Source organism: Shewanella sp. 6_MG-2023, from assembly GCF_030547195.1.
GTDB lineage: Bacteria > Pseudomonadota > Gammaproteobacteria > Enterobacterales > Shewanellaceae > Shewanella.
The window spans coordinates 16,714-34,729 of the sequence record NZ_JAUOQU010000003.1; the positions used below are offsets into that span (position 1 = coordinate 16,714).

Consider the following 18,016-nt stretch of genomic DNA (forward strand, 5'->3'; position numbering starts at 1 on the left):
ATTCAAACTCAGCCTCCGATAACGATATCGATTACAACAAAGGCATTATTGCTTGGTTTGCTCGCAATAGTGTTGCCGCTAACTTACTTATGGCAGCCCTGCTCATTGGTGGTTTATTCAGCGCCAAATTAATTAATAAGGAAGTTTTCCCTAGCTTTGAACTTAATTTGCTGACGATCTCAGTAGCCTACCCTGGCGCTGCACCTCAAGAGATTGAGGAAGGGATTAATATTAAAATCGAAGAGGCCATTCAAGATATTAATGGTATTACCAAGGTCACCTCAGTTGCCAGTGATAGCGTAGGAACAGTCACCATTGAGGTTGAAGACGGTTATGATGTTCAGCAAGTTTTAGATGAGGCTAAGCTGCGTATCGATGCGATTTCAACCTTTCCTGACAACATAGAAAAGCCGAATATTTTCCAAATAAAACCTGAAAACAATGTCATCTGGGTCTCTGTCTATGGCGACTTAAGTCTCCATGAGATGAAAGAAATGGCTAAAAGCATCCGTGATGATATTACCGATTTACCTGCTGTCACACGTGCCCAAGTTAATGGCGTGCTAGATTATGAAATAGGCATTGAGTTATCAGAAGATAAGCTGCGTGAATATGAAATAACCTTCACTCAAGTCGCACAAGCGGTACAAAACTCTTCGATAGATTTACCCGGTGGCTCAATTAGAGCCCAAGATGGTGATATCTTGCTGCGCACTAAAGGCCAGGCCTATACTGGAGCCGACTTTGCCAACATTGTGGTTTCCACCCGCCCAGATGGCAGCCGTATCATGCTACCCGATGTTGCCACCATTAAAGATGGTTTCGAAGAGCGCATTGAATACACCCGCTTTAATGGTAAACCTGCCGCGATTATTGAAATCACCAGCATTGACGATCAAAACGCGCTGACGATTTCAGAGCAAGTTAAAAGCTATATCGCCGATAAGAAAACCACCCTACCCGCCAATGTCGAGCTAGATACCTGGGGAGATTTAACCCATTACCTTGAAGGCCGCTTAAACATGATGTTATCAAACATGTTTTATGGTGCATTATTGGTGTTTATGATCTTAGCCTTGTTTCTCGACTTGAAACTGGCATTTTGGGTTATGGTCGGCTTACCCGTGTGTTTTCTTGGCACTTTATTATTGATGCCATTAGAGCCCTTTAACATGTCAATCAACATGTTAACCCTATTCGCCTTTATTCTGGTGTTGGGGATCGTGGTGGATGACGCCATTGTCATCGGCGAAAGTGCCTACACAGAAGTAGAAAACAACGGTCACTCCTTAGAGAATGTCATTAAAGGGGTGCAAAAGGTCGCCATGCCCGCAACCTTCGGCGTACTCACCACAATTGCCGCCTTTATACCGATGATCATGGTGTCAGGACCTATGGGGATAATTTGGAAGTCCATCGGTATGGTGGTGATCCTAGCGTTAGCGTTTTCACTTATCGAATCAAAATTGATTTTACCGGCGCATTTAGCTCATATGAAAGTGAAGAAAAAGCGCCCGCCAACTAACATATTCTCAAAATTTAAACTATGGATTAATGAGAAGCTGCAATACTTTATTCACAACAATTATCGCAACTTTTTAGGTACTTGTATTAAAAATCGCTACAACGTTGTGGCGGTGTTTGTCGGGGTACTGATTTTATCTATCGCACTGGTTGCCAGTGGCAAAGTTCGTTGGGTATTTTTCCCTGATATTCCGTCGGACTTTATTCAAGTCAACCTTGAGATGGAAGAAGGCAGCTCCGAGCTCAATACCTTATATGTGGTACAGCAAGTTGAAGAAGCGCTGTACGCCATGAATGAAAAGTTTGTCGAAGAGACTGGCTCTGACGTGTTAAAGCACAGCTTTATCGCGATAAATTCCAGTAGCTCTGGGTTTATCTTTGCTGAGCTGTCAAAAGGTGAAGATCGTGAAATTGACGGTGTCACAATAGCTGAAGAGTGGCGTAAACAGCTACCTGAATTATTATCAGTGAAAAAGCTTAATATTTCTGCCAGTACCAATGATGCCGGCGGCGATATTTCGTTTAGATTAACCTCAAGTAACTTAGAGCAACTAGCCCAAGCCTCAAAAGAGTTAAAAGCCAAACTTGCCACCTATGAAGGTGTGTTCGATATCTCGGATAACTTTTCATCTGGTAGCCAAGAGATCAGACTCAACATTCGCCCAGAAGCCGAAGCACTAGGGTTAACCCTGTCAGATCTAGCCCGTCAGGTGCGTTATGGCTTTTATGGTTATGAAGCCCAGCGAATTCTTCGTAACAAAGAAGAGATCAAAGTGATGGTGCGCTACCCATTAGAGCAGCGCCGCACCATTGGTCACCTTGAAAACATGTTAATTCGCACCCCACAAGGTGTTGCTGTGCCTTTTTCAACGGTGGCAGATATTGAGCTAGGTGAATCCTTTGCATCAATTACTCGTGTTGATGGTCGCCGAGCGATTACCATTAGCGCTAATGTGAACAAAAACACCGTTGAGCCATCAAAAGTGGTTGGTGAAATCCAAGAAGAATTTATACCGCAATTGACTGAGCGCTACAAAGAGGTCAACGCCGCATTAGATGGTGGCAGTCAAGATGAACAAGATGCCATGCTGGGCCTTTTGCAAGGGTTCTTTTTTGCCATGTTTACCATATATGCTTTGATGGCGATTCCATTAAAGTCATATAGCCAGCCATTAATCATTATGTCGGTGATCCCATTTGGCATGATTGGCGCTTTGGTGGGTCACTTCATTCTTGGGATATCCATGAGTGTATTAAGCCTTTGTGGCATTGTTGCCTTGGCTGGGGTTGTGGTCAATGACTCACTGATTTTGGTGGACTTTGTTAACCGCGCCCGCCGCAAAGGCTTCTCGTTAATGGAGTCAGCCATCGACTCGGGCTGTTATCGCTTCAGAGCAATAATCTTAACCTCAATGACGACCTTTGTTGGCTTAGTACCTATTTTGTTAGAAAAAAGCCTGCAAGCTAAAATCGTCATTCCGATGGCAACATCATTAGCCTTTGGTATTTTGTTTTCCACTGTAGTAACGCTGATTTTAGTGCCTGTGCTGTACATCATTTTAGATGATGTGAAGCAGTTAACGCGGCGGATATTTAACTGGTGGTGGCAACCGAAAAAAGAAGACGATGAAGCTTATTATTAGCGCCTAGTCCAAGTACATTAACAAGGGAGCTTAGCTCCCTTTTTTATGCCTAAAGCTCATGAAATTGGCGCTTTAGCCAATAATGCGAACTCACAAACAGATATCAATATTGGCTTAGGTTAATATCATTTAATCACACTGCAATAATGATATTCAGATGAAGCCTGAAACCACAATGTCAAAAACGAATACCACAGCAACGGCGACAAATGATACCGCAGCCAACACCTTAGTCTATGATATTCGCGGCAGTCGCTACCTTAATATTACTGGTCGCTGCACCTTAAGATGCCAGTTTTGCCCCAAACATAATGGCTCAAAACAAGTTCATCAATATGAATTATCTCTTGATAGGCAAGTGAAGCCTGACGATATTATTCCTTTATTAGGCAATGCTGCTGACTTTGATGAGTATGTTTTTTGCGGTTATGGCGAGCCAACCTTAAACCTTGAGACCTTATTAGTGGTCGCTACGCAGCTTAAAAAATCAGGTGCGAAAGTGCGTTTAAATACCGATGGCTTAGCTAACCTTTTCCATCGGCGCAATATATTACCTGAGTTAGCATCTTGTATTGATAGCTTGTCAATATCGCTCAATGCCGATACTGAAGCCCTGTATATTCAGCATTGTCAGCCCAAATTGAAACACGCATTTGCTGCTGTACTCAGCTTTATCGAAATGGCGCCCACTTTTATAAGTGATGTACAGGTGTCGGCAATCAATGGCCTTGAAGGGGTTGATATTGCCCGTTGTAAAATATTAGTTGAGCAACGAGGCGCAACCTTTAAATGTCGTCAACTGGATATTGTTGGCTAACTAAACCAAGAGGCTTCTGGATTAAGCTTTATTATTGGCTCCACTTGCCCTTATGGTAACTTTTACCTTTGAACAAAAAATTACTGAAAAACTCAGTCTCTAAGGTCAACCTTATGGGGCATTCGTGCTAACATTCACTTACCGGGACTGTTAAAAATAAGTAAGTGAATGTTTAAGAGATATACTAATAAAAACGTCTCAAAGTCTGTTTTAATCTCCACCCAAGATATTCAATGGGCGCGACAACATGTATTAGCGCTGTCTAGTCAATTATTGGTTATGCTGTTAAGTATTGTCATTTTGACTGTGCTACTGCTTAAGTTAGGCGAAAGGCGCCTACAAGAAGATTGGGCAGATAAGCGTTATAGTGAAATACAAACAGTAGGCACCCTCGCATCGGATAAAATTAACTTCCTTCAATTTCGCACCCAAGCTTTCGCGAAAGCAGAGCTTGTGAAACAATATTTAGCCAATCCATCTGAGGCGCAACGTCATAAGCTAGAAGAAAACTGGGACATATTGCTTAACAATATTCCTGAGTTATTAGGTTTAACCCTGTTTGATCCCCAAGGTAATCCACGCATAAGCTCAACAGATGCTTTTAGTAACGTCACTATCCCTGAATTTATTCTAGAAGCTTCCAATACAATGGGAGGCAATGACACCTACTACTCCAATATTCAATTTGTGCCAATAAATGGCAAGTTAACCCCTTATGTTTACCAGTTGGCATGGATTGAAAATAACGACCAAAGTATTCGCGGTTACTTAGTGACCTACAACTCGGTTTCTGAAATACTCGAATCCATCAAACCGGCATTTTTTAACCATAACTCGCCATTACTGCTTATTGGCTCTAAAGGCGTGCTCTATGCGGGCGGTAATCAGCAGTTTCCCATGAAAAGACTACCTAATACATTGGGCAGCAGTATTATTCAGTCATACCCAGAATTATGGCAACACATGGCCAACACCCATTTTGGTCAATTTCATACTGACAGTGGCACTTTTGTGTTTTTAAAGGTTGAAGTAGCACCTCAAGATGCAGAGGTAAGAGAATACTATCTACTGTCTTATATTCGCCATGAGGATATCGCTGCAAAGTTTGATCACTGGCGCTATATGTTAATTTGCTTCTCTTTGATCATTACCGCGTTAGCCTCCAGTTTATTGGTGTTAAAGCATCGCTTCTATTTAGAAAGCACCGCCAATAGCAATAGTATTAATTTAGCCAGCGTATTATTTAACAGTAATCAAAATTGCTTAATAGTGAATACTAGCGGTCGCATCATCAAAGCCAATTTACAAGCAGCTAATACCCTATCAACCAGTATTGAATCACTGTTTGAGCGCAGTTTACAGCGCGTATTGTCATTAGAAGATGAGCAATATAAACAGCTCACTGAAGCCATGCGTGACAATGTCACTTGGAAGCAGGTGGTCAATTTAAATAATGACAACTGCACTATTTCACTATGTTGTCAGCCCAGCTATAAAAATAAACACAGTGAGCAATACTGGCTGGTGACCTTTGAAAACATCACCGAACTTACCCAAGCAAAGCATCAAGCATACCGTTACCAGTTATTATCTGAGAGCGCTGTAGCCACGGCATTAACGGATTCCAGCGGTCAATTACTCAAATATAACCTTAAATTTAAAAACTTAATGGCCCTCGCTGCTGACAGCAATGTCAATATCTTAAGCCTGTTAGGTAAAGACATCACCAAACAATGGGCCGATATCAATAGCCGCATCAGCTTGCAAGGGAAATGGAAGGGCCAAGTAATCGCCAGCAGTGAAACCCCTTTTGCCACTAGCTTAAAAGCCAATATTCGCTCGGAGCATTCTGTCGACGGTGAACACGAGTATTTTATCTGTACTTTTGAAAATCTATTGCCGCAAACAGCGCTAAAACAATTACCTAATCAACAAACGCCACTGAGTTCAATGGTATTGCAGCTTTCAGAATTAGAACTACATTTTAATACCCTAACAGAGTCTAGCCGTGAACAAACCTGCTTATTGATCATGGACATTAACCCTGAGGGGCTCATAAGTCACATCAGTGATATAGACCATTTAGAGCAACGCCAAAAAGACATTGAAATGCAGTTACTCATCGATTTACCCACAGGCTTTCAAATCGCCCATTGGCGTCTAGGCTCTTTGGTGATATTGCTGCCACTAAGTGATTCCGTTCAAGCACACAAATACGCCATGAGCATTATGGATAGATTGGAGCAAAATGAATTAAATGAAGGGATTAATATCGGTATTTCTGGGTATCTAGAGCAGCAGTCTTTTGAACATTATCTCAGTAATGCAGAGGTAGCATTAAGGCGTGCAAAGCAAACCGGTAACCAAAATATTTGCCAAGCCTTTACCCGTAAGGCTCGCTAATCATAGCCAGCCTTATATCATCACTACAGCTAAAGTCTAATTGGCGAATAAGCAACTTATTCGCCAATTTCTAACAGCCCACCTGGCAGTTTGCTTTGAGTAATTTCAATGATACTAGAGCGGCTCATAATAACTTTGTAACGGGCATATTCAAGTGGGCCTTTGCCATCTTTTAGCACTGCAACAAGGTTGACTTGATAGCGCCTTTCTACTGATTCGTTACTGACTTTGCCATCTTGTTCACTATAGATTTTTGCCTTACCACGCTCTAAGTGACGGGCAAATGGCACCAAGCTAAAGTTTACTTGCTCTTGGATTTTGGAGTAGCCAGCTTCAAATTCTTTGTTGGTCACCTTTGAAGCAATACGGTAATGCAGCACCACGGCATCGACTTTATTTTGCCTATGCCGCTGTTTCATTATCTCAGCGACTGCAGCGGGAATATCCTGGGTGCGGATAAAATCCAGCCATACGAACTGCTTAGCAATCACGGCTTGGGTGGTGGTATCCCTTAAAATCTGACTCCAGCGTGGACGTCCTCGCTGAATATAACGCCACATCGCAACCCGTACATCTTCTTTAAAAATTTCACGAAAACCGTATATCACCGCTAAGGTAACCACCAAACTCATGGTTAAGCCGCTAAACACCCCTTGGGCCTTAATGATCAGTGCTGATACCACCATCATCACTAACCCCGTAGCTAATCCCGTCACGAACTTTTTCAAGCCTATGCCTAAAGGTTTTAGCTCCTCCTTTAATACCACACCTTGTTGTATTAAGCGCCTTAATAACAGCATCTTATTTGAAATACGATTAGCATCTTGCTTGGTGCCGGATGAGTTATACTTTCTTTCCTCTTCACGGTAATGATGCTCAGCGCGGCATAACGCCACCAGTTGATCTTTAACATCACTATATTCAGCACTACGCGGCCGATAAGCTAAGGTTTTTAACAGTTGTTGTTCACAAAACCAGGACAGGTAATTGTCAGCATTATTGAAGTAGGATTTGAGCTTTTCATCGCTGGGCTCGTTACGGCGAAACTTTTTAAGTAACTGCGTGACCGACTCACCTAATTCAGTTAATGCGGGATAAAAGTCGTCAGGGTCAGTGATAAGACGCAATTCTTTTGCATCAGTCTCAATGGCTACGGCAAATTGATAGGCAAATAAGTTGAGGTATAAACGGAACTCTTCTTTAGTGCGTTTATTAATACTGGCAAAACGGTTTTGTACTAATGGTAGGTGTAACCCTTGAGAGTAATAAGACCGCCGCCCAAGCATTGCGCTGTGGTAATACTCTTCTTCGTCTAGGGTTTTTTCGCCAACCCCCATTTCTGTGGGTAAGTAAAAATATAAATCAAAGCTGCGCTGCTGCCCAGCCTCCATTTGATGGCTGAATTTAATCGATAATGATTCTTCTTTTTTTACTTTGACTTTAGCCACTATGGAAGTATTTTATCTCAGAGTTTGCCTTGCCTTAACTATAACGAATTTCAGCAGATAAAGGAGGCGTAAATAACTAAAACTATACCATTATTCATGTAAACGGCATGCCCAAAGCATATTGTAGGGCTTAAATTTCATTAAGATATATTTATTATCAATATCCATTTCTAAGACTTGAACAGCTATATGCAGCAGTGTTTGAGTTTGCAACTGAGCCGCTGTGGTTTTAAGCTCTTTGGCGAGGTACTTTCTCAAATAGGAATTATTTTGGTTAAACTGAGCATCGGTTAACACTAAATCTAATTTATAGGTCATGTCACCAACCTCTAGTTCAGTCAAATCGCCATCGAATGTTGCATATTCATGGTTTTTTGAACCTTTGGCATTGTAATAATTCAACTGAATTTGCTTATTTTTAACTGTTAATGCTAAAAATAGTGGTCCATGATCAAGCTCGATTGTATGCTCTTTGTCAGCGCTAAATTCATATAAATCACTCTGGCAATCAAAGGCCCATATATCTCTTGTATCAGCAAACTGCTCTAACATTAACACCGAAATACAAGAAACTACGATGAAACAGACAGTAAAAACAACACGACCAATTCTAGTTAACAAAAAATCTGTTACTGCTTTAACCACAAATATTTACCTTTTTTAGCCACGCAGGCGTTACAAAGCTATGCTGAGCTTGATCCCTCAAAACCTTGATATTATAAAAACGCCAGCGATCGGGTAGGCGTTTTTTCATTACGATGCTGACGGCTTTATTATCTTCAGCCAAAGTGGCGGAAATAGCATCCCAAGGCATGATGGGGCAATTTCTTAACTGATTAGAGATACGGTCTGCAATACTGCTTAAATCTAAATCGATTTCACTGGCTTTAGAGGCATATAAATACAGGTTAGAAACATTGCCTTGTTGAGTTAAAAACTCTCGGCTAGCATCCGGCTTCACCGATTCTTGATTATTAAGGTGTGAATGAACAAAAAATAGTGCGATTAACGTTAGCAAAATAATCACAATATACTGACCATAAGAAATCACCTTATTAGGTGAATCAAATAGGCTATTCTTACCAGAAACGACTTTAGTATAAAGAATGACACCCTGATTGGGGATTAACTCTATTAGCCTGCTATGAGAAGCGCCTAAATAATCCTGAAACAACACAATTATTTGTTGTAAATCTTCTTCTGAAATTTGCTGCTGATGCTGGCCATCAGTGGGGAAAGAGAGGCTTTCGATAGGCACAACTTGTCCGCGATGTTTTGCTAATAAGCTCAACACCCAGAATTCGTTATTATTGAGCTGCCATGTGGTAGCTTTGGATTGGTTGCTAAGCACTTTTTGCTTATCATCAAACCAACAACACCCAATTTGCATGCCTAGTCCATCTCATATTGCTCTATATATCATTAGATTATAGCGGAGCAGTAAATAGTTATTTGTGATCCACACAACTGATAGTCAGACAAGATTAAAATTCGTGAACTACGCCGCGAAATTTCGACATAAATCAACTCCAACGGCCCGCAAAAGCATACAAGTGTTAACCAAGTTGCATCAAAATCACACCGAAACCAACACAGATCAACATCAACCGATACTTAGTAACACCACCCACCACCCCTAGCGAACATAAAAATCATTTTCAATAGTTGGCGAGCTTTTTTTTGCGCTAATTTTGTATCAATAAAGCTGTATTATTAAGCAAAAAAAAACCGAGCATAGCTCGGTTTCTGATATGACGATTTTTTTAAGGGCGCTTGCCCCAAAAACTAATTAGAATGCATACAACAAAGTCATATTGGTTTCAGTATCAGTACTCTTTTTATCTTCAAGTGGTGCATCGTTATAACGCACAATAACAGCAAACTTCATTGCCAATGCACCAATGATATTAGCCGTTAGCGCAGTTTCAGAGCGGCCTTCTAAGTTGTCACCGTAATCGGCAACAAACAGTTGGCTAAAAGTTGAGCTATCGGTAATTTTATAGGTAAAGTTCATCATACCATGAGCAACAACACTGTCCTCAGTGTCATAACCTAATGCCAATGATTGCTCATCATCTAATTGCTTATAGATATAACCTGGACCGATTTCTGCACTCAAAAAAGCTCTTTCATTATCAATAAACTTGTAACCATAACCCGCTGAAGCAATCATTTTGTAATCAAAACCAGTAAAAGGATCGGCTTCATAGTTTGCGGTGATATACATATAGCTTTTTTCGTCGAACTGATAGTTGCCTTGAACACCGGCATAGTAACGTTTAGCAGTATTTTCACCAGAATCTTCTTTATACAAACCTTCTAGCAGGTATGCATTCTCCCAATTGCCTAATTCTTGTTTCAAACCTAAACGCGCTTTAACTGAAGAAGTATCGGTATTACCCGTTGTTAGTGTTGCGCCTAATTCAGCCTCACCAGCGAAGGTTTTATCACCTTCAACAAAGTCTGCACCAGCATGGGCAGCAAACGGCATAGCTATAGTTACAGCTGCAGCAAGTAGCAATTTTTTCATGTCATCAAGTCCTTTAATTACAATAGTTTCAAACTCACCCCAAAAATCGAACCGAATTCTAACACTTTGATAGCGAAAATGAAAAAACTACTCACCTATTAAAGCGATTAATACAAAACCCTAAAAACCATTTTCTATAATCTCTTGTGCTGCATCAGCTTAGCGCTGCCAAATTATCACTAAGCCATCACTAGGCACTTTTGCTGCCAACGCCCACTGCGCCAGCGCCATAACATCAATAAGCCCCTAACCCACTCGTCCACAGCCAAAGCGCACCAAATGCCTACTAAGCCTAAATCTAAATGTACTCCTAAAAAGTATGCCCCAGGCACAGCAATACACCACATAGATAAAAGGCCGATAAAAAATGGGAAACGAGCGTCGCCACTGGCTCTTAAGGCATTAATGACGACCAGATTAAATGTCCGACCAGGTTCCATTAATAGAGTTAGAATAAATAGCTGACCAACCATAGTAAGGATATCTTGGTCCTTGGTAAAAAAGGCCACTAAATGCTCGCCAAAAGCAGCAGCTAATGCCGCCACTATAGTGGTGACGATTAGCCCTATCTTGAGTGCTTTATACATTTGTGCTTCAGCAGCTTGATATTGTTTGGCGCCTATCATATGACCAATAATAATCTCATTACCAATGCCAATAGATAAGCCGAATAACAAGATAAACATACAAATTTGGAAGTACAAAGCTTGTGCGGCGAGGGCTTTATCGCCCATTAATCCCACAAAGGCGGTCACCACCATAAATTGCAGCATCCAAGAAATATTTTCTCCCGCTGCAGGCAGTCCGATATGAAAAACTTTATTAAGAAGCTGCTTTTTAGGTTTGATAATTTCAAGCAGTTTAAGTTGGATTTTGGTGTACTTAACAAATAAGTAAGCCATTAATGTCATGCCAACTAAGCGCCCTACAACCGTGCTAATAGCCACACCTGCAACGCCCATTTGCGGCAAACCAAACCAGCCGTAAAGTAACAGCAAGTTGCCGCAAAAGGTAATCACATTCATCAGTAAAGTGACCCACATGGCTTGTTGGGTAAAGCCATGGGCTCGCATCCCTGCAGCAAGACACATTGCCATCGCCTCAGGTATTAAACAAATACCGACAATTTGCAGGTAAAGTTTACCATCTGGGATCAGCTCAGCAGGTAAATTCATTAGATGTAGAATTAATCCTGCACCACTAAATACCCCTAATGCCGCAACCACACCCACTAATAAATTAAACCCTATCGACGAGTAAACAACGTCGCTAGCCGTTGCCTTATTATTGGCTCCAAGATATTGAGTGATCACCACACTGGCGCCAATACTGACGAAGCTAAAAAGCGTAATCGATAGCTCAAATACCATGTTGCCCACTGACAGTGCGGCAACCCCTTGATAAGAAACTCGGCTAATCATTAATGTATTTAAAGCTGCGGTCAAAAAGTGCAACGCAAAGTCAAAAAATAATGGCCAAGTGAGGGAGAAAAGCGATAACTGGGCATTGGGTTTAGCGTGCATACGTCATATTCAATATAGGTTAAAGGTTAGTCAGTTCCTTCTAAAGCTTAACAATAATTTATGAGATTTCGCCCAGCTTATTATCAATATGAAATTAAGTCCGTTTTTAAGGGCGGCGATATTGCGCTATTTACCTAAGGGATACAAGTGGTTTTAGAAAAAAAGCCATAAAAAAACCCAACGCGAAAGGTTGGGTTTTTAGTACTATTATTAATCAATTAGTTACACAAAAAGCAGCAGTAAAAAACCATTGAACATCTTGTATGCACTATTGAGTAAGTTAGTTAATTTGCGGATCTAACTCACCAGATTGATACGCTTTGTACATTGCTTGTAGTGACTTAGGCTTAATTTTAGAACCCATGCCAGCACAACCAAATGCTTCATAACGTGTAGTACAAATGTCAGCCATTGCTTCCATTGACGCTTTTAAGAATTTACGTGGATCAAATTCAGCAGGGTTTTCAGCTAAGAACTTACGTACTGCACCTGTTGATGCTAAACGTAAATCAGTATCGATATTCACTTTACGCACACCATGCTTAATCCCTTCAACGATTTCCTCTAAAGGTACACCGTAAGTTTCTGGGATTTCACCGCCGTACTGGTTAATTATCTGCAGCCACTCTTGTGGTACTGAAGATGAACCGTGCATAACTAAGTGCGTGTTAGGAATACGGGCGTGGATCTCTTTGATACGGTCAATACGCAGCACATCACCCGTTGGACGTTGGCTGAACTTATAAGCACCATGGCTAGTACCAATCGCAATCGCAAGTGCATCTACATGAGTGTCAGAAACAAAACGCGCTGCTTCTTCAGGCGTAGTTAGCATTTGCTCCATCGTTAAGATACCAGCAGCACCGATACCATCTTCTTCGCCTGCTTCGCCAGTTTCTAAACTGCCTAAACAACCGATTTCGCCTTCAACTGACACACCACAAGCATGTGCAAAAGCAACCGTACGACGAGTAACATCAACGTTGTAATCGTATGACGCTGGTGTTTTACCATCTGCCATCAAAGAGCCGTCCATCATCACTGATGACATACCTAACTGGATTGAACGCTGACAAATATCAGGATCAGTACCGTGATCTTGATGAATACATACTGGAATATCTGGATACTGCTCAAGCGCTGCAGCCATCAAATATTTAAGAAACTGTGGACGAGCATACTTACGCGCACCAGCAGATGCTTGAACGATGACAGGACTGTCAGTCGCTTCAGCAGCTTGCATAATTGCACGCATTTGCTCAAGGTTGTTTACGTTGAATGCTGGAACACCATAACCGTGTTCTGCAGCATGATCTAGCATTTGTCGTAGAGATATTAAGGCCATTTTTTACTCCAAAAATAGGGTGATTACTCACCTAGGTCGCTATCGCTTGGATTGATTTTTATACCCTTACATCTTGCTAATATCCGATGTAAAAGTGCTTGTTAACTTATGTCAGCAAGCACTCAAACAGTAAACTAGCAAGTATAAGAGCGGTTTTTTTCTAATTATTATCGGTTTCGTACTACAATTTTTACTCGTTATTCGCGATAAACCACGACTCATCTTGACTCAGTTGTGCCGAGATAACTCTGATAATCGCGATTAAATTCGCCGCTTAAGCTATTAGTGCTTATTATTTGCCGCGTTGTTCGAGCATAGCAACGGCTGGTAACTCTTTACCTTCAAGGAATTCCAAGAACGCGCCGCCACCTGTTGAGATATAAGAGACTTTGTCTGCTATATCGTATTTATCCACTGCCGCTAAAGTATCACCACCACCCGCAATTGAAAATGCACTTGAATCGGCAATCGCTTGAGCGATACGCTTAGTCCCTGCGCCAAACTGATCAAATTCAAATACGCCCACTGGGCCATTCCATACTACAGTGCCTGCAGCTTCAATGATTTTTGCTAATGCTTCAGCGCTATCGGGGCCGATATCAAAAATCATATCTGTGTCAGCAACATCCGCCACTGACTTTAAGGTTGCCGCTGCAGTCGGGCTAAACTCACTGGCAACAACAACATCTGTAGGGACAGGGATATCGCCGCCACGGCTTTGTGCATTGGCCACTAAACGCTTAGCCTCATCAACTAAGTCAGCTTCAAAGAGTGATTTACCCACTTGATGGCCTGCTGCCGCAACGAAAGTATTAGCAATACCACCGCCTACAACTAACTGATCAACTTTAGTTGATAAGCTTTCAAGTACCGTCAGCTTAGTTGATACTTTCGAGCCACCCACAATGGCCACCATTGGACGAGCTGGATTATCAAGTGCTTTACCTAATGCAGCTAGTTCACCTGCAAGTAGCGGGCCAGCACAAGCAATAGGCGCATGTAGACCAACGCCATGGGTTGATGCTTGTGCGCGATGAGCGGTGCCGAAGGCGTCCATTACGTATACATCACATAATGCAGCCAATTTTTTAGCTAATGCTTCATCGTTTTTCTTTTCGCCGATATTAAAGCGCACGTTCTCAAACACAACCACTTCGCCAATGTTCGCAGCAACACCATCAAGGTAATCAGCAGCTAAAGTCACTGGGCAGTCTAATGCCGCTTGTAAGTAGTTAACCACTGGTTGCATAGAAAATTCAGCGTTGAATTCGCCTTCTGTTGGGCGCCCAAGGTGAGACATCACCATCACTGCGGCGCCTTTTTCAAGGGCCAGCTTAATTGTCGGTAAAGCAGCGCGTAAACGTGCATCACTGGTCACAACACCGTCACTGACTGGCACGTTAAGATCTTCACGAATAAGCACACGCTTATTGGTCAAATCCAACTCACTCATATTGATAATAGCCATGGAGATATTTCCTTTTAATTTAAAAACAAAGCTGCTGTTACAATTGAGCGCTTTACCTCATAAGATAAAGCGCTCAATTAATATAAATTAATTACCGTTATTTTTAGCGCAAATCATCGCTAAACTGGTATCAAGCATTCGATTAGCAAAGCCCCATTCATTGTCACACCACAGTAATAGCTTCACTAAATGCCCTGCGCTGACGCGTGTTTGGGTACCATCGACGATACTGGAACGGGGATCGTGGTTAAAATCACACGATACTAATGGTTCATCAGTATAACCCAAAATAGCATTAAAACGACCGCTGGCGGCATGCTCTAGCACATGATTTACACTGGCAATATCAACCAGTTTATCAACGGTGACTGATAAGTCGATTGCGGTCACATTGATGGTTGGAACACGCACTGAGATCGCTTCAAACTTGTCTTTCATGTGCGGTAAAATCCGCTCGATGCCACGGGCAAGTTTAGTATCAACCGGTATAATTGACTGACCTGCTGCGCGGGTTCTACGTAAATCATCATGGTAGGCATCAATCACTTGCTGATCGTTCATCGCTGAATGAATTGTTGTAATTGCGCCGCTTTTTACTTCAAAGTGCTTATCCAGTACATCGATGATTGGCACGATGCAATTGGTGGTGCAAGATGCATTTGACACCACAGTATGATGCGGCTGAAGTAAGTGGTCATTAACCCCAAATACGATAGTGCCATCAACATCTGCAGAAGATGGGTGACTTATTAACACTTGTTTGGCCCCTGCATAGATGTGGGCTTCACAGGCTTGCCTTTCAATTAAGCTGCCACTGCACTCATACACTATATCGATGTCTAATTCGGCCCAAGGTAATTTACTGGCGTCAGCTTGGTGAAATAATTGGATGACATCATCACCAATATGTAATTGGTCTTCATGCAATTTAACGCTGTTTTGAAAGCGGCCATGGGTGGTGTCATATTGGGTTAAATGACTGATAGCAGCAGGTTTAGCAAGCTCGTTAATGGCAACAATTTGGATCTGTTGACGTTTACCCGATTCGTATAAGGCACGTAAGATTGAACGGCCTATTCGGCCATAACCATTGATAGCAACTCGGATCATTGAGGGTTAAGCTTCCTCTTAACAGTACTCAGCAGAATTTAGAAAAAAAACGGCCTGCAAGTGATTGCAGGCCGCCATTATACAGATTAAAAGGCTAAAAGTTTACCCTTTAATTGAGTCGCTTAGGGATTAACCTAATGAGTTAACCGTATTAACGACATTCTCAACAGTAAAGCCGAAGTGTTTAAGTAAGTCGCCACCTGGCGCTGATTCACCAAAGGTCGACATACCAACCACTGCGCCATTGAAACCAACATACTTATGCCAGAAATCAACGTGAGCTGCTTCAATCGCAACACGCTTAAGTACTGATGAAGGTAATACAGACTCTTTATACGCAGCATCTTGCTTATCAAATACATTCGTAGATGGCATAGACACTACGCGAACCTTTTGACCTTTTTCAGTCAATGCTGCTGCCGAGTCTAATGCAAGTTGTACTTCACTACCTGTGGCAATCAAGATAACGTCTGCTGTGCCTTCACAATCAGCAAGTACGTAACCACCTTTAGCAACATTGGCTAACTGCTCAGCTGTTCGAGCCTGGGCTTTTAGGCCTTGGCGGCTAAAGATTAATGAGGTTGGCGACTTGCGCGTTTCAATTGCAGACTTCCAAGATACCGATGTTTCAGCAGCATCACATGGGCGCCAAACCGTCATGTTTGGCGTCATGCGTAAGTTAGCTAATTGCTCAACAGGTTGGTGAGTAGGACCATCTTCACCTTGACCAATTGAATCATGGGTGTAAACAAAGATGTTTTGAATGCCCATCAGTGCAGACATACGTACCGCATTACGCGCATATTCCATAAACATCATGAAAGTTGCACCATAATTGATAAAACCGCCATGTAATGATGCACCATTCATGATGCCGCTCATACCAAATTCACGTACACCGTAGTAGATGTAGTTACCGGCAGCGTCGTCTTGAATACCTTTTGAACCAGACCAAAGGGTTAAGTTTGAACCCGCTAAGTCAGCACTGCCGCCTAGTAATTCAGGAAGCATTTCGCCGAAGAAACCAATGGCATTTTGTGATGCTTTACGACTGGCAATGCCTTCTGCTTTATCTTGACACTCTTGGATAAATGCTTGAGCTTTAGCTTCAAAATCAGCTGGTAAGTCACCGTTTAATACACGGCGCTCAAATTCAGCAGCAAGTGCTGGCTCTGCCGCTTTATAAGCTGCAAATTTTTCATCCCATGCTTTTTCGTTAGCAATACCAACTTCTTTAGCATCCCAACCTTGGTAAACATCAGTAGGAATTTCAAATGGGGCATGTGGCCAACCAAGGAACTCACGAGCTGCTGCAATTTCGGCATCGCCAAGTGGCGCGCCGTGACAGTCATGGCTACCAGACTTGTTTGGCGAACCAAAACCAATGACAGTTTTACAACAAATCATTGTTGGTTTGTCTGTTACTGACTTAGCTTCTTCGATTGCAGCGCGAATAGCATCACTGTCGTGACCATCAACATCAGCAATAACATGCCAGCCGTATGATTCAAAACGCTTAGGCGTATCGTCAGTAAACCAACCTTCAACGTGACCATCGATAGAAATACCGTTGTCATCCCAGAATGCGATAAGTTTACCTAGACCTAAAGTACCCGCTAATGAACAAGCTTCATGGGAGATACCTTCCATTAAACAGCCATCACCTAAGAAACAGTAAGTGTTGTGATCAACAATATCGTGTCCAGGACGGTTAAATTGTGCTGCTAAGGTTTTTTCAGCAATCGCCATACCGACAGCGTTACTGATACCCGCGCCTAATGGACCGGTTGTGGTTTCAACACCTGGTGTGTAACCAAATTCCGGGTGACCCGGCGTTTTAGAATGCAGCTGACGGAACTGTTTAAGTTCTTCAATCGGAAGTTCGTAACCCGATAAATGCAGTAAAGAGTAGATAAGCATTGAGCCGTGACCATTTGATAAAATGAAGCGGTCGCGATCAGCCCAGTTAGGATTGGTTGGGTTATGCTTTAAAAAATCATTCCATAACACTTCTGCAATATCTGCCATACCCATTGGTGCACCTGGGTGTCCAGAATTTGCTTTTTGAACGGCATCCATACTTAACGCACGAATTGCGTTGGCGAGTTCTTTACGAGATGACATGCTCTCTCCTGCTTGTTGATGATGAGGTCTAGCGGGCAATTGTGGGGACATATTTTCCCCTACTCAGCGATGGGACGCAAA

Annotated in this window: 12 protein-coding genes; 3 read left to right on the forward strand and 9 right to left on the reverse strand. The window is 42.2% G+C overall.

The annotated features are described in order from the left end of the window. Positions 1–26 precede the first annotated feature (26 nt). The 3 genes from Q4533_RS02440 (at position 27) to Q4533_RS02450 (ending at position 6,387) form a co-directional block, all read left to right on the forward strand. Complete coding sequence (locus Q4533_RS02440; protein ID WP_102439725.1) at positions 27–3,167, forward strand: efflux RND transporter permease subunit; 3,141 nt, start codon at positions 27–29, stop codon at positions 3,165–3,167. Positions 3,168–3,342: 175 nt separating this feature from the next. Beyond that, positions 3,343–3,984: a TatD family nuclease-associated radical SAM protein gene (locus tag Q4533_RS02445; RefSeq protein ID WP_241904103.1), complete on the forward strand. Its 642-nt coding sequence runs from the start codon at positions 3,343–3,345 to the stop codon at positions 3,982–3,984. A 168-nt stretch (positions 3,985–4,152) separates the two neighbouring features. Beyond that, complete coding sequence (locus tag Q4533_RS02450) at positions 4,153–6,387, forward strand: PAS domain-containing protein (RefSeq protein ID WP_102439694.1); 2,235 nt, start codon at positions 4,153–4,155, stop codon at positions 6,385–6,387. A gap of 56 nt (positions 6,388–6,443) precedes the next feature. On the opposite strand, the gene Q4533_RS02455 is transcribed toward Q4533_RS02450, so the two are convergent. From Q4533_RS02455 to tkt, 9 genes are all read right to left on the reverse strand, one after another. Beyond that, complete coding sequence (locus tag Q4533_RS02455; protein WP_102439695.1) at positions 6,444–7,835, reverse strand: hypothetical protein; 1,392 nt, start codon at positions 7,833–7,835, stop codon at positions 6,444–6,446. 90 nt (positions 7,836–7,925) lie between these two features. After that, positions 7,926–8,456: a hypothetical protein gene (locus Q4533_RS02460; RefSeq protein ID WP_303501723.1), complete on the reverse strand. Its 531-nt coding sequence runs from the start codon at positions 8,454–8,456 to the stop codon at positions 7,926–7,928. A gap of 16 nt (positions 8,457–8,472) precedes the next feature. Beyond that, a complete protein-coding gene (locus Q4533_RS02465; protein WP_102439697.1) occupies positions 8,473–9,225 on the reverse strand; it encodes a hypothetical protein in 753 nt (250 codons plus the stop codon). Between the two features lie 399 nt (positions 9,226–9,624). Beyond that, entirely contained in the window at positions 9,625–10,365 is a 741-nt protein-coding gene (locus tag Q4533_RS02470) for a YdiY family protein (protein ID WP_303501726.1), read from the reverse strand. 179 nt (positions 10,366–10,544) lie between these two features. Beyond that, entirely contained in the window at positions 10,545–11,888 is a 1,344-nt protein-coding gene (locus Q4533_RS02475) for an MATE family efflux transporter (protein ID WP_102531937.1), read from the reverse strand. Positions 11,889–12,168: 280 nt separating this feature from the next. Next, positions 12,169–13,233 carry a class II fructose-bisphosphate aldolase gene (fba, locus tag Q4533_RS02480; protein WP_303501728.1) on the reverse strand — a complete coding sequence of 355 codons (1,065 nt, stop codon included), beginning with the start codon at positions 13,231–13,233 and terminating at the stop codon, positions 12,169–12,171. 292 nt (positions 13,234–13,525) lie between these two features. Beyond that, positions 13,526–14,701, reverse strand: a complete 1,176-nt coding sequence (locus Q4533_RS02485; protein WP_102476933.1) for a phosphoglycerate kinase — start codon at positions 14,699–14,701, stop codon at positions 13,526–13,528. A gap of 87 nt (positions 14,702–14,788) precedes the next feature. Next, positions 14,789–15,811 (reverse strand): erythrose-4-phosphate dehydrogenase, encoded by a 1,023-nt coding sequence (epd, locus tag Q4533_RS02490; RefSeq protein ID WP_102439702.1) that lies wholly within the window; start codon positions 15,809–15,811, stop codon positions 14,789–14,791. A 129-nt stretch (positions 15,812–15,940) separates the two neighbouring features. After that, positions 15,941–17,935 carry a transketolase gene (gene tkt / locus Q4533_RS02495; protein WP_303501872.1) on the reverse strand — a complete coding sequence of 665 codons (1,995 nt, stop codon included), beginning with the start codon at positions 17,933–17,935 and terminating at the stop codon, positions 15,941–15,943. Between the last annotated feature and the right edge of the window lie 81 nt (positions 17,936–18,016).